A 13,209-nucleotide genomic window follows, 5' to 3' on the forward strand; every position below is an offset into this window, starting at 1 on the left:
GGAGCGAAGAGCACTGGTGGGCCTCCGAATGCTGCGAGGCCTTCGACGGCCTCGCGCTCGACTTCCACGGCTGGGAGGAAGAGCGGATCTGGATCAACAACCCCTGGACCGTGACGCGTGCGACGGGGCCACCACCGGGTGTCCTGATCGGCACCTGGCCTGCATGGCGCCCGAAGCGCTCGACGGCACTCTCCACTCTGCTCCGACCTGTATCGCCTCGGCTGCGTGCTCCACGGAGAGGGGCAGCGGCCGCCGCCCCTTCACCGGCACCTCGTGCACATGGTCAACCAGCACATCGACGGGACGCCCGCTCCCGGAATCGATCCGACTCGTGGAAACCCGGGCAGGGGGGGAGAACGGCGGGCCCCGGGACATCTGTGTCCGGTCGGGCATGTCGACGTCTGAACGGCAGTCGGCCGTTCCCTCGGCTGCTCGACGTGTTCGCGTCCGGCGGCCTCCTGGGCGGACGTCGACCAGCTGTCCGTCCACCACGGCATTCCCGTCCCCGACCTCGTGGCCGGGGTGGACCGCGCCGTCCGTTGTCTCCCCGTCCGGCGCCGCGCAATCGCGCCCGGAGGGCCCAGCTGTCGATCACCTCGGGGTGGCGATCGCTGTACGAGCTGCACCGGATGCACCAGTCGCGCCGCAATCCTGAGGCGGGCGCAGTCGCCTGGACGCGAGAACCTCGCGACTGAGGTGCGCACCAGCTCAGATACCCCCCCAGGTATATCTGTTACGGTGGAATTGAATACCCCGGGGGGTAATTGTTCGTGAGGAGAGTGTGAGCCGTGTTCTTTGTCGACGTCCTTGAGACGGAAGGTCTGGGAAACCGCAGCTATCTGGCCGGAGGGGACCGGGCGGCGGTGGTCGTGGACCCGCCGCGGGACATCGACCGGGTGATCGCCGCAGCGGCCCGGCGTGGAGTCAGGATCATGGCCGTCGCAGAGACGCACGTGCACAACGACTACGTCACCGGTGGGCTGGAGCTGGCCCGGATGACCGGCGCCCGCTATCTGGTGCCCGTCGGCGCGTCGGTTGCCTACGCCCGGGTCCCGGTGGCCGACGGTGATGTCGAGCAGATCGACGGGGGCCTGACGCTGAGGGCTGTCGCCACCCCCGGCCACACCCCGCACCACACCTCCTACGTGCTGGAGGAGGACGGGCGAGCGGTCGCCGCGTTCACCGGCGGCTCGCTGCTGGTCGGCAGCGTGGGCCGTCCTGATCTGGTGGAGCCGCGGCTCACCGGGCAGCTGGCCCGCGCGCAGCACGCCTCCGCGCACCGGCTCGCCTCCGAGCTGGCCGACGACGTGGCGGTGATGCCGACGCACGGGTTCGGCAGCTTCTGCTCCGCCAGTCAGGCCGACGGCGATCACAGCACCATCGGGCTGGAGAAGGTGACCAACCCGGCGCTCCTGCAGAACGTGGAGACATTCGTCCAGGAGTTGCTGACCGGCCTGGACGACGTTCCCGCCTACTACACACACATGGGCCCGGCCAATGCGGCCGGTCCCGCGCCGGTGGATCTGACCGCACCGGAGCGTGCGGACGCCGGAGAGACAGCACGGCGTCTGGCGGCCGGGGAGTGGGTCGTCGACCTGCGCAACCGTGTGGCGTTCTCCCAGGGTCATGTGGCCGGCTCGCTCAACTTCGAGGTCGAGGGCCGGCTGGCCATCTACCTGGCGTGGATGATGCCCTGGGGGAAGCCGGTCACCCTGCTCGCGGAGAGCGCCGAGGACATCGCGCGTGCCCAGCGTGAGCTCGCCCGGGTGGGAATCGACCGCCCCGCCGCTGCGGCCGTGGGATCCCCGGCCGACTGGGCCGGTGAGGGAGCGCCGCTCGCGTCGTTCCCGCGGGCCACGTTCGCCGACCTGGCCGCCGCGCAGGCACGGGGCGAGGACCTGGTGGTGCTGGACGTGCGCCGCGACGGCGAGCGCGCAGCGGGCTGGATCGACGGCAGCGCGCACATCCCCGTCCACCAGATCCACCAGCGCCTGTGCGAGGTGCCCGCCGGGACCGTATGGGTGCACTGCGCGGGCGGTATGCGGGCGGCGATCGCCGCCTCCGTCCTGGACGCTGCCGGACGTGAGGTCGTCGCCGTCGACGACGGCTACGCAGCCGCCTCCGACGCCGGCCTCGCCCTTGTCACGCCCGCCGAGCACTGACCGCACCAGCTGATCCCGTCGGCCGGCCACCTCGGCGGCCGGCGGGGCAGAGGCAGCAGAGGAACGATCATGTCCACGCCCGAATGTGGCACCGGCCGCCTCACACCGGCACAGGCCCACCACTCCGCCGAGGACGGCTCCGTCCTCCTCGCCGATGTCCGCGAGGAAGACGAGTACCAGGCCGGTCACGCTCCCGGGGCCGTCCTCATCCCGCTGTCGCGGCCGGCCGAAGGCTCAGGAACGATGCCCGGCCGCGAGGACGGCCGTCGCCTTGTGCTCATCTACCGCTCGGGACACCGCTCCCGCGTGGCCGCCCGACTGCCCGCCGAGCGCGGTCTGACGGCGCTCGACGTCACCGGCGGCATGCGCGCCCGGGCCGCGGAGGGTCTGCCCGTGCAGGACCCGGTCGGAGCGGCAGGCACCGTCATATGACCGCGTTCGCTCTCGCCCTGCTCGCGGGGGCGCTGGTCGGCCTCGCCCTGGGCTCGCTCGGGGCGGGCGGCAGCATCCTGGCCGTCCCCGCCCTGATCCACCTGCTCGGATTCAGCCCGGCCGAGGCCACCACCGCCAGCCTGATCATCGTGATCGCCACCTCGCTCACCGCCCTGGTGGCCCACGCCAGGGCCGGCGCGGTGCGCTGGCGGGCCGGCCTGCTGTTCGCAGCAGCCGGACTGCTGCCCGCCGCAGCGGCCGGCCTGCTGTCCGCACAGCTTCCCGCCACCGTCCTGACCCTGGCCTTCGCTGCCCTCTCGGCGCTCGCCGGGCTGCGCATGCTGCGGCGGCGGACACCGCCCGACAGCGTGGCGGTAACCGCCTCAGGGTCCCGCGCGGCAGGGGCGGGTGCCGCCATGGGCGCCGTGACCGGATTCCTCGGGGTCGGCGGCGGATTCCTCGCCGTCCCTGCCCTGGTGGCGGCACTCGCCGTGCCCATGGGCGCAGCCGTCGGCACCAGCCTGCTCGTCATCATCGCCAACGCCCTGGTCGCTCTCGCGGCCCGTGCATCCACCGACGTCACGCTCGACTGGGCTCTGATCATGCCGTTCATCGCGACAGCCGTCCTGGGAGCCTGGGACGGCAAACGCTTGTCCACGAAGGTCAGGCCCGCCGTGCTGCAAGGGCTCTTCGGCACCCTGCTGCTGACGGTCGCCGCGGTGATGGCCACAGGAGCCCTGCTGTGACCCAGCGTGAGGGCTGTCGTGTACACCCCGGAGCTCGGTGCGTCCGCGGCAGGCCCCACGGAAACGAAAGCTCTCAGGCCAGTGAAAGGAACAGCTTCTCCAGACGGGCCCGCATCTGGGCAGAGTCCCGCACCTCGGGATCCTCGCTGGTCATGCACTGCTGCAGGCCGGTCGCGATGATCGAGAATCCCGCCCGGTCCAGCGCCTTGGAGACCGCCGACAACTGCGTGACGACATCCTCGCAGTCCCGGCCCTCCTCGATCATCCTGATCACGCCGGCGAGCTGACCCTGCGCCCGTCGCAGCCGGTTCAGCGCCGACTTCAGCTCCTCGGCACTCATGTCGAGCTGCACACCAACCTCCTCATATACCCCCATGGGTATCGCACCTTGGTGCGAACTCCCCGGAAAGGCATCTGCTCCGTGACCACTTCCACCGCTCTCACCCCCTCCCAGGCCGCTGCACGAATAGGGGAGTTCACCGTGATCGACGTCCGCACTCCCGGCGAGTACGCCGCCGGCCACCTCCCCGGCGCCCACAACATCCCCCTCGACCGCCTGAACGAAGCCGCAGCCGTCCTGAAGAGGGCCGCACACCGGTCCCCGCTCCTCATCGTCTGTGCCTCCGGCACCCGCTCCGCACAGGGCTGCGAGCAACTGACCGCCCACGGTATCGACGCCGCCACCCTCGAAGGCGGCACCAGCGCCTGGGCCGCCTCGGGACGCACGGTCGAACGCTCTGTCGGCGCCCGAGCGGCCTGGCCCATGGACCGCCAGGTCCGCCTCGCCGCCGGCGCCCTCGTCCTCGCCGGCTTCCTGGCCGGTCTCGCCCGGCGTCCCGGACACTGGGTGTCCGGGGCCGTAGGCGCCGGACTCGTCTTCTCCGGCATGACCAACACCTGCGGCATGGCCGCCGCCCTGGCCAAGCTTCCCCACAACCGGCCCCCCAGGAACACGGTCCCGCTCGAAGAAACCCTGCTGCGCCTGGACGCCTGACCACGCAGGGGCACCCCGATCGGCCACGGAGGTGTCCGCGGCGGAGCAGAACGCGACGAACTCCGCCCGGCTTCGTCTTCTCGGCCGTGCCGCGGGCAGAGGCGTCAGGCCGGGACGGTCCAGCCGCTGCTGCTGCTCGGGCAGCAGCCCTCCCACCGGCTGGCCTTGTTCGGGACCCGCTCCTGATGGCCACCGGGAGCTTCACGCACAACTGGCCGGCGGTGGCGTCCGCCACCACGGTGGCTCAGCCGGCAGGACGGTACGGCAGTGCCGGCTCCCTCAGGTACGGGAGCCGACGCTGCCTCTGCCGGCGACTACGGGTTGACGCAGCCGATCGAGCCGACCGGGACGTTGTTGCCGGTGGATGTCGCGGTGAATCCGAAGGTGACGCTGCCGTCCGGTGGGATGGACCGGTTGTAGTCGAGACTTCTGACCGTGACCGTGCCGTCGGACCCGGTGGTCAGTGCGCCGTTCCATACGCTGCTGATCTTGGCTCCGGCGCCGGGTGTCCACTTCACCGCCCAGCCGTCACGCGCCGTCGTGCCGTGGTTCATGACCTCGACGGATCCCTGGAAACCACCGCTCCATTCGTTGGTCACGCGGTAGACGGCCATGCACCCGCTGTGCGGGTCGGTCGGTGTGGGTGTCGGGTCCGGGGTCGGTGTCGGGTTCGGGGTGCTGCCCGAGCCCCGGATGCCGGTGACCTCGCCGTTGCCGCCGTCGAAGACGATGTCGGAGCAGGAGAAGAAGTTCTCCTGGCTGTCCGAGCGCACCCACTGGATGAACATCACCGCGTCACCCGAGCGTCCCGAGGGCAGCGCCAGATCCCAGTAGTAGTGGCCGCCGTCCGTGCCCGGGGAGCCCGTCTGGGGCGGGTTGGTGACGGTCTCGATCAGGTCCAGGTCGTCCCAGCCCAGCTCGGTGCCGGGCGAGTAGCCGGGCTTGGACAGGTACACCCGGAAGGACCCCGGGTGCGCGGCCCAGTTGCTGTGCTTGACCTGGATCGTCCGGCCGGCCGTCAGGTGCGTCCGAGGCCAGTCGGAGCGGGCGGCGTTGTATCCGGTGAAGTTGTACGGCGACCGGTCGCCGGCGCTGCACAGCTTTCCGTCCGGGACGTAACCGGCGCCTCGTCCACCCGCGTTGGAGTCGAGCACGGCGAACCAGTTGTACAGCGCCGTCGGGCCGCTCTCGCTGAGTGCGGCCTTGCACGCCGGGTTGGTCGGGTCCAGGGAGCCGGTGCTGGTCTTGGCGTCCAGCCAGCAGAGGTAGGTACGCGAGCCCGGAGTCATCGTCACGCCGTGGGCCTGCGCGTTGCCCTGGCCCAGTAGGGTCAGGGCGATACCGCCGAGTAATGTCGCGAACACCGCTGCCAGGGAAACAAGGTGTCTCTTACGTCGAGCCATGGTGTCTCCTGTACCTGTGTGGGGGCTTCTTCCGATTGCGCCTGTCTCCTGCTGTCACTGTCCGGTGAGGGGACCCTCGACCTGCGGGCGGGACGCCGCCTTGAGGGGCGAGGAATCTGGGGGGTGCTGCGCAAGGACCGGGGAGGCAGTAGGCCCGAGGCGGTGCGGCAGGTGGGGAGAGCGGTGCCCGCCCCGTACGTGCGGAGGGGTGACAGGCGGGCCGAGGTCGTACGCCGGACTCAGGCGCAGCGGACGCCGTTGAGGCTGAATCCGGATGGCTGCGAGAACGTGCCGCTGTAGGTCCCCTGGAAACCGAACGTCTGGACGGCGCCGGCCGCCATCCGGGCGCTGTGCGCGAGGCCCGTTGCCGTCACCGCTCCGGACACCCCGCTGACGGTGGTGTTCCACGCGTTGGTGACGCGTTGTCCGGAGGGCAGGGTGAAGGACAGCTGCCAGGAGTCGACGGGCGTCGAACCGGTGTTGGCGACCGTGACGTCGGCGGTGAAGCCGTCGGTCCAGACGTTCGTCGCGTAGGTCACCTTGCAGGCCGTCACCGGGCTCCCGGGCCCTCCCGGATCGCCGGTGCCCGGAGCCCCGAGGTTCACGGCCGAGGAGAAGAAGTTCACCGCGAGCCCGGCGCCGTTCTGCCAAGGCTCGAAGCCGGCCTGGACACTGGTGAGATACCAGTTGTTCTGGGCCATGCCGCGGGAGACGGTATTCCGGACGAAGTCCATGACGTCGAAGCTCCAGCTGGAGACAGCCGACGGGGCGACGAAGGAGATGACGTCGTTGGAGCCGTTGCTGCCCGTCCACACCTGCCAGGTGCGCCCGCCCACGGAGGCGGTGCCGACCTGCGAGCCGATCGGCTGGACGGGGCCGGCCTTGTTGAACCAGATCATGATCTCGGTGCGGTTCACCCCGTCCTTCCTGGGCGTTGGGTCCAGCCAGATGTCGTACGACGCGTTGTAGACCGCGTCGCCGACATAGCCGTAGGAGATGCTGGTGGGGGCGCTGGCGATACCGCTGACCTGCGCCGGGAGGTTGGTCCCCGGCGAACAGTTGGTGTAGTGACAGCCATTGAAGACCGAAGGATAGGACTTCGGGGCGCCGTTCGTGGGGACGGAGCCGTCGGCCTGGGTCACCCTGAAACCGCTGTCGGTAGCGGTGACGCACTGGGGGGCGCTGGTGCCCCAGCGGTTGTTCTGGACCACGTAGCGGCTCTGTATGGTCGTCGAACCGTACTGTCCGCAGATCAGGGTGTCCGCGTGGGCCGCTGGAGCAGCGCCCAGGACGGCCGCCACGGTGGCGAGGGCGAGGAGCAGCGCGCCGAGCACGCTGCGCGAGGTTCTGGGTCCGTACGGTGACGCTCGCATGCGGGGCCTCTCCAGGAGGGATGACCGGGTGGGGCGATCAGGGAATCGGGAAGCGCCCAGCCGTCTCGATCTGGGAGCGCTCCCACCCTCTGGTTCAGGGGACTGTAGGAGTGCCGGTGTGTCCCTGACAACCTGTTGGGACGGAATACGGCAGACGAATTCCGAAGATGCAGGTCAGGGACAGGGGCTGAGCAGCGCGATTTTGGGAGCGCTCCCGGTGTGATGAGTCCTGAGGCGCTGCGACGCCTCTGCACCGGGCGGTCCGTCGGCCACCGGCCAGGTGTGCGAGGGCGGCTCAGGCCGACTCACGCGCCACCAGCCGGGTCAGCAGGATCACGTGGAGCCGCCGTCACCGGTCCCGTCGCGACCCGGAACAGCGCGTGAGCCAGCCGCACGCACTGGGGGCACGGCTGGGCTGCCGTGCCCCCAGTGCGTCGGCATGCAGCCCCGCCGCTGGTGGCCGAGCGTGCTTCCAGCGATCTTGGCATCCACCTCCGGCGTGCGTGTCTGCACCCGGTGCCGAGGCGCTCCCGGGTGATCACGCGGCCCAGCGAGTCGTCCGGGGCGAGGCGGTGATCCTGCCCGAGGGCATCTTCCAGCCGGGTCGGCGGATCGACGGCCTCAGGAGTCAACTCGTATCTGTCCTACGGCACCAGGGCCTCACCGGCGTCGAAGCCGCGCCGAGAGATGGTGCTGCAGCGGCCGGCCGACCGCAGCGAGATCATGGACGAAGTCGAGTGTGCCGTCGTCCGTCCATGCGTACCGGCGACGGGTGGCCTCGACCTCCTTCGCGGTGGGAGCGAGGGCCACTTGCTGACTGGCGAGGTCGGCCGCGCCGCCACCCGCACGGCCGGTGAGGATCTCTGCCACACCTGTGGGCTGAGTGATCAGTGCCTCCACGCGACCGTCCGGCTGCACGCGCCACCAGCCGCTCTCCCGGGCCGAAGGACGCAGCGGAACACCCTCGGCGTCGAGCAGCCAGGCACGCGCCTCGTAGTGGAGGAAGGGCCGCCCGTCATGGCTGAAGGTGATCTCCTGTGCGTAAGAGAACTCCTCGTCGAGCGTCGGATACCCGCCGCGCCCTCGGCCCGCCCAGGTGCCGAGCAGCCCGGTCAGCGGCGCGAGCAGAGCGTGGGGCGCCGGGAGCGCGTCCGGTCGGAGAGCGTCGGGGTACGGGAGACTTCCGGCGGGGTCGAACATGACACACGCTCCTGAATCGATGTCGGGGCCGTGTGGCAGCCTAGAACGTCGGAGTGGGGTGACCGGCCCACACGCGCGTGACCACCCCCGGGCCCCTGTCCACGCCCCCGCCGGGAGACCGGTTCAGCTGCGCCGGCCGGGGTGAGCGCAGCGTGCGCGCTGTCACCCGCCGGCTGTTCCCTCTCCGCCTGGCCCTGCCGGGACGCTTGCCTGGGCGAGGTGGTAGCGGCCGTGGCGCGGGCCCCCCCGGGCGGGGGGGCCCGGCCGGCGGGGGGCCCCCCTGGGCCGGGGGGGGGGGGCCCCCGGGGCCGCGCCCCGGGCCCGCGGGCCGGCACGACCCCGCGGGCCCCCACACACCGCCGCCCCCCCCCCCCGCGGGCCGCGGGGCGTGGCGGCGCGGGGGGTGGGGCCCGGCGCCCCGCCCGCCCCCCGCGGCGCCGGCCCCCCCCCACGGCCGGGTTCCCGCTGTGCCCGGGAGGTTGCTGCACCGAGGTCCGCCGCGCGGGCGACGCGGCCGGACTCCTCCCGGAGGCACGCTACGAGACCTGGGAGCGGAGCCCGGTCACGGGCAGGGAACTGCGCGGTCTCAGGGCACCGCATGCCCTGAGACCGCGCTCGTGCGGGGCGGAGGCCGAGGGAACGGCCCCGGCCCCGCACTGTTCAGGCCGTCAGGAGCAGCTGACGCCGTTCAAGGTGAACCCGGTGGGCGCGGAGCCGGGTGCCCCCGAACCCTGGAAGCCGAACGAGGCCGAACCGCCGGGCGGGACCTTCCCGTTGTGACCGGCGTCGGTGGCGGTCGCGACAGCTCCGGACTGGGTGACGGTGGCGTTCCAGCCGCTGGCCACCTTCTCGGGACCGCTGAAGGTCCAGTTGAGGCGCCAGCCGTCCACAGCTGTGCTGCCGGTGTTCTTGACGGTCACGTCGGCGGTGAACCCGCTGCCCCACGACGAGCCGACCTTGTAGGTCACCGAGCAGGCGGAACCGGCGGACGGAGTCGCAGTAGGCGTAGGCGTAGGAGTGGGGGGCTGGGTCGGCGTGGGAGTCGGGGTCGGCGTGGGAGTCGGGGTCGGGGAGGGGGACTCACCGGGACCGCTGTCGGGCAGCTCACCCCACTGCTGTGACGTTCCGTCCAGCAGCACCAGCCTCGCCGCGTCCACCGGGGTGGAGCCCGGTGTCGTCGGCAGACCCGCGTACGACCAGTCGTTCGACGGATCCCAGGCGCCCGCGGAGGCCACCCGGAACTGCACCTCCTTGCGGTAGGCCGACTGCCCGGCCGGGGCGATCACGGTGTTCGAGCAGTCCACGGCGATGTAGTAGACGTTCCCCTCGTACTGCTTGGGGCCGGAGGCCGTGCCGCACTGGTTGTAGTTGGTGGTCACCGTGATGTCCGCCGGCGAGACCCCGGGCTCCAGGGTGAAGTAGTAGCGCAGCGAGGCCTTGGCCAGCGGCCTGGCCGGCCACGCCGACTTGTTGACCAGGTACGCCTTGATCTCGGTGAAGTTCGCCCCGGACGCGTTCACCGACGCCTGGGCCAGCACCTCGGGCCCGTCCGGTGTCTCGGCCCTGGGGAACGAGCCGAGCGGGGCACCGCCGTACTCGGCGTACAGCCGGGCGAGGGCGCCGGTGAAGGCGGCGTTGTAGTCGGTGGCGACCTCGTTGTTGACGTAGTTCTGCCGGTCGTCGGTGTAGGAGTCGTCCGCCGCGCCCGGCCCGCCGACGAGTGCGCCGTACAGGACGTGGCGCGTCTCGACGGGGTTGGTCATCTGATCGGTCCACGACCCGTGCGCGGTCCGGTGGTGCGGCTTGGTGGGCGGGGTGGCGCCGAAGCCGACGACATAGCTGGCCTTGCGCGGGTTGTCCCCGAGAGCGTAGTTGATCTGGCGTACCGCGAAGTCGTGGTAGCGGGCCTTGCGGGTCGTGTCACCGGAGAGCCAGTCGCTGTAGGAGAGCGCGGCGAAGGCTGTGTTCGCCGCGTAACGCAGCGACCCCCAGGAGTCCAGCACGGCCTGGCCGCCGGGGGAGTACGCCACCTTGGCGCCGTTCACCCCGGTCGTCCACCAGTCGAGCCAGCGGTTGGAGTCGTCGATGTACCTCTGCTTCCCTGTGAGCTTGGCGAGCATCACGTACGAGCCGTACGAGGTGTCGTCCCAGGAGAGCGTCCACCGGTATGAGCGGGTGGAGGTCTGCGGCTCCGTCGACAGGCCGTCGTAATACGTCTCGGCCTTGGCCAGGTAGGAGGCGTCACCGGTGGCCTTGTGGAGCCAGATCGCGCCCCACACCAGCTCGTCCTGGTAACCGCTCCAGGAGTTGTAGTACGACTTCGCGTCGGTGATGCAGTCGCTGTACTTGCCGCGGTAGGTGTCGGCGAACGAGTAGAGCTGCTTCGCGTGGGTGAGGAGCTTCGCCGCGTACGCCGGATCGTCGTCGGCGAAGAGCATCGAGGAGGACGCCATCGCGGCGGCCGTCTGACCGGCCAGGTCGGTGCCGGGGCAGGAGGCGTCGATCTTGTACGCGGGCCGGGCCATGGACATCACTTCGGCGGGGCCCCACCACTTGTGGTCGTCGCCGCCGTTGCCGACCTGCCCGTAGAGCACGTCGGCGGAGGGGTGGGCCTTGACGAAGTAGTCGTTGACGAAGCGCAGGTTGTCCTTCAGACGAGCCAGCTGCCCGGACGCGGCGTAGGCGGCCTTCTGCTCGATGCCGCCCCAGGCCAGCACCGTGGCGCTGTAGGCCACGGGCAGGCCGAACTTCACGTGGTCGCCGGCGTCGTACCAGCCGCCGGTCAGATCGAGCCCGACGTCCTTGCCGTCGCTCATGCCGGAGTCGCCGCGCCAGGAGACCCGGTTGTCCTGGGGAAGTTTGCCCGAGCGCTGGGCCTCGTAGAAGAAGAGCGACTTCTGGAGGGCCTCGCCGTAGGCGAACGCCGGGGCTGCCTGGGCCGGAGTGGCGGCCAGGGGCATGAACCCGGCGGCGAGCAGCGCGGCCACGCCGGCGAGGGCGACTCCCAGGCGGGAGCGGCCGGTGGTGCTCGGCGGAGTGGGGCGGGACATCGATGTGTGGAACGCGCGGGGGAGTGAGGGCAGTCGCAACGGATCGTCCTTCGGTGCGGCGGGCGGCGTGTGGTGCCCGTGGTCGTACCGGACCGGCGGGTGACATGCCGGACAGGGCCGACGGGCGGTGGTGCGGCTCGAGCGGAAGTGCGGCGTGCGCGGGTGCTGAACGGTGCAGATGTGCGGCTCGTACGACGGGGCCGGTGCAGGGTGACACCGGCCCGCGCGGAAGCGTCGGCAGCCCGGAGGACGTCCGACACGATGGGTGTGGGAGCGCTTCCATGGACGTGCTCATGAAGCCAGCGCGGGCCCGCCCTGTCAACGGGGCGCGTAGGAAGAAGGGCATCGTGGGCTGGCCGCGAAGGCCCCACCCCTGGACCGCGCAACTGAAGAAGATCGCCCGGCGAGGCGGCGAGGTCGTCCTGATCGACGGCGCCCTCATCCCCATCCAGCGCCGCACCGGGAAGGCGAACCGGCCGAACTGCTCCGGCAAGCACCCCCGTCACGGCCTGCACGTCCTTACCCTGACCGATGAGAAAGGCCGGCTGATCTGGATGTCCGCTGCCCGGCCCGGCCGCCCCCACGACGTCACCGCCGCCCGCCGCAGCCACTTGCTGGCCCACCTGCGCGCTGCCGGCCTCGGCGCCCTGGCCGACCGGGGTTTCCTCGGCCTTAAAGACGATCCGGACAACCCTGTAGTCGTCACCGGATTCAAGGCCACCCGCGCCCGCAAGCTGACCCCCGGCCAGAAGGACGCCAACCGGCACTTGCCGCCGGACGCGTTTCCGCTGAACGCAGCTTTGCCCGTCTGAAGAACTGGCGGATTCTCACCGATTCCCGTACTGCCCCAGGGCGCGCCACCCACCTTTTTCGCGCGCTGCTCGTCCTGACGAACATCGAGGCCACTACCGACAATTGATCTCTACCGCAGGTAGCCCACGATCAGCTCACGCCCCCGGAACCGCGTCACCGGGCAGGGATCGGCTGAGTGAGGTTCACCGGGTTGCCGTCGGGGTCCTTGATGTGGGCGACGCGCTGTCCCCACGGCATGTCGTTGGGGCCGCCGCTGACCGAGCCGCCGAGCGCCTCCACCAGGGCGAGCGTCTCATCGACGTCGTCGACACCGATGCTGAGCAGGATCCGCGGCGCCGCCCCGGAGCCCGGGATCGCCTTGGCCACCAGCCCGAGGTCGGTGTCGCCGATACGCAGGCCGAGGTAGAAGGCGGTGCCTTGCTCCGGTACCCGGAAGATCTCCTCAGCGCCGAACAATTTCGTATAGAAGCCGAGCAGAACGTCCTGGTCGGCAGTAAGGATCACGGGCTGGATGGTGGACATGGCACTCCTGTCGAGAACGGTCGTGTCGCTGGGTAGACCGTTCTCGAACGGTGAACTCATCGGCAGAAACCACCCTGCCGGACGATCTGCACCACAGACTGCCGCCCACGACCAGCACGAGCACGAGCACCCCGAAACGAGGTCACGCCATCCCGCTGACCAGGTACTTCAAGATGGCGATGCTTCACTGGGCCTCACACACGAGCGCTCGACAGATACGGTCGGCGCGGCACAGATCGGGATCTGCGTCACAGCCACCACACCCTGCGGCGACAGGGACGGGGCGGCTCGGGATCCACTCCGGCTCGGGGGAGCGTCCGCGCCCAGTGGCTCATCGTGCGTTCGCTCCTCCGTGCCCCCGCTGCCACTGGATCGAGGAGCCCGGTGCGCGGCCGGGCGCCTGGGGGAGGCCACTCGGCAGCCGCTCGCAGACGAGGGTTCGGCGCCGATGGAGGCGGAGCGACTCCTCCTGTAGCCGGTGCCTTGATCCAGGCAACGGAGCAGACGGCGAGGA

11 protein-coding genes are annotated in these 13,209 nt (G+C 70.8%); 5 read left to right on the forward strand and 6 right to left on the reverse strand.

The features are described 5' to 3' along the window. The first annotated feature begins 788 nt into the window (after positions 1-788). The 3 genes from ACFC51_RS30595 to ACFC51_RS30605 all read left to right on the forward strand — a co-directional run bounded on the left by ACFC51_RS30595 (position 789) and on the right by ACFC51_RS30605 (position 3,340). Complete coding sequence (locus ACFC51_RS30595) at positions 789-2,162, forward strand: rhodanese-like domain-containing protein (RefSeq protein WP_376531930.1); 1,374 nt, start codon at positions 789-791, stop codon at positions 2,160-2,162. Positions 2,163-2,231: 69 nt separating this feature from the next. Continuing rightward, a complete protein-coding gene (locus tag ACFC51_RS30600; protein WP_376531932.1) occupies positions 2,232-2,594 on the forward strand; it encodes a rhodanese-like domain-containing protein in 363 nt (120 codons plus the stop codon). After that, complete coding sequence (locus tag ACFC51_RS30605) at positions 2,591-3,340, forward strand: sulfite exporter TauE/SafE family protein (protein WP_376531933.1); 750 nt, start codon at positions 2,591-2,593, stop codon at positions 3,338-3,340. The genes ACFC51_RS30600 and ACFC51_RS30605 overlap by 4 nt, the downstream gene beginning before the upstream one ends. 73 nt (positions 3,341-3,413) lie before the next feature. On the opposite strand, the gene ACFC51_RS30610 is transcribed toward ACFC51_RS30605, so the two are convergent. Beyond that, a complete protein-coding gene (locus tag ACFC51_RS30610; RefSeq protein WP_376376763.1) occupies positions 3,414-3,692 on the reverse strand; it encodes a metal-sensitive transcriptional regulator in 279 nt (92 codons plus the stop codon). Positions 3,693-3,761: 69 nt separating this feature from the next. Between ACFC51_RS30610 and ACFC51_RS30615 the strand changes: the two genes are divergently transcribed. Then, positions 3,762-4,334, forward strand: a complete 573-nt coding sequence (locus ACFC51_RS30615; protein ID WP_376531935.1) for a rhodanese-like domain-containing protein — start codon at positions 3,762-3,764, stop codon at positions 4,332-4,334. A 314-nt stretch (positions 4,335-4,648) separates the two neighbouring features. Here the strand turns inward: ACFC51_RS30615 and ACFC51_RS30620 are convergent, their stop codons facing one another. The 4 genes from ACFC51_RS30620 to ACFC51_RS30635 form a co-directional block, all read right to left on the reverse strand. After that, entirely contained in the window at positions 4,649-5,737 is a 1,089-nt protein-coding gene (locus tag ACFC51_RS30620) for a lytic polysaccharide monooxygenase (protein ID WP_376376767.1), read from the reverse strand. A 239-nt stretch (positions 5,738-5,976) separates the two neighbouring features. Continuing rightward, positions 5,977-7,110, reverse strand: a complete 1,134-nt coding sequence (locus tag ACFC51_RS30625) for a cellulose binding domain-containing protein (protein WP_376531937.1) — start codon at positions 7,108-7,110, stop codon at positions 5,977-5,979. 660 nt (positions 7,111-7,770) lie between these two features. Further along, positions 7,771-8,310, reverse strand: a complete 540-nt coding sequence (locus ACFC51_RS30630) for an FABP family protein (protein ID WP_376376771.1) — start codon at positions 8,308-8,310, stop codon at positions 7,771-7,773. A gap of 668 nt (positions 8,311-8,978) precedes the next feature. Next, positions 8,979-11,399, reverse strand: a complete 2,421-nt coding sequence (locus tag ACFC51_RS30635) for a glycoside hydrolase family 9 protein (RefSeq protein ID WP_376531939.1) — start codon at positions 11,397-11,399, stop codon at positions 8,979-8,981. A gap of 242 nt (positions 11,400-11,641) precedes the next feature. Between ACFC51_RS30635 and ACFC51_RS30640 the strand changes: the two genes are divergently transcribed. Further along, complete coding sequence (locus ACFC51_RS30640) at positions 11,642-12,172, forward strand: transposase family protein (RefSeq protein ID WP_376531941.1); 531 nt, start codon at positions 11,642-11,644, stop codon at positions 12,170-12,172. A gap of 154 nt (positions 12,173-12,326) precedes the next feature. On the opposite strand, the gene ACFC51_RS30645 is transcribed toward ACFC51_RS30640, so the two are convergent. Continuing rightward, entirely contained in the window at positions 12,327-12,695 is a 369-nt protein-coding gene (locus ACFC51_RS30645; protein WP_376376777.1) for a VOC family protein, read from the reverse strand. Between the last annotated feature and the right edge of the window lie 514 nt (positions 12,696-13,209).

The sequence above is a fragment of the Streptomyces sp. NPDC055962 genome, assembly GCF_042270185.1.
Classification (GTDB): Bacteria; Actinomycetota; Actinomycetes; order Streptomycetales; family Streptomycetaceae; genus Streptomyces.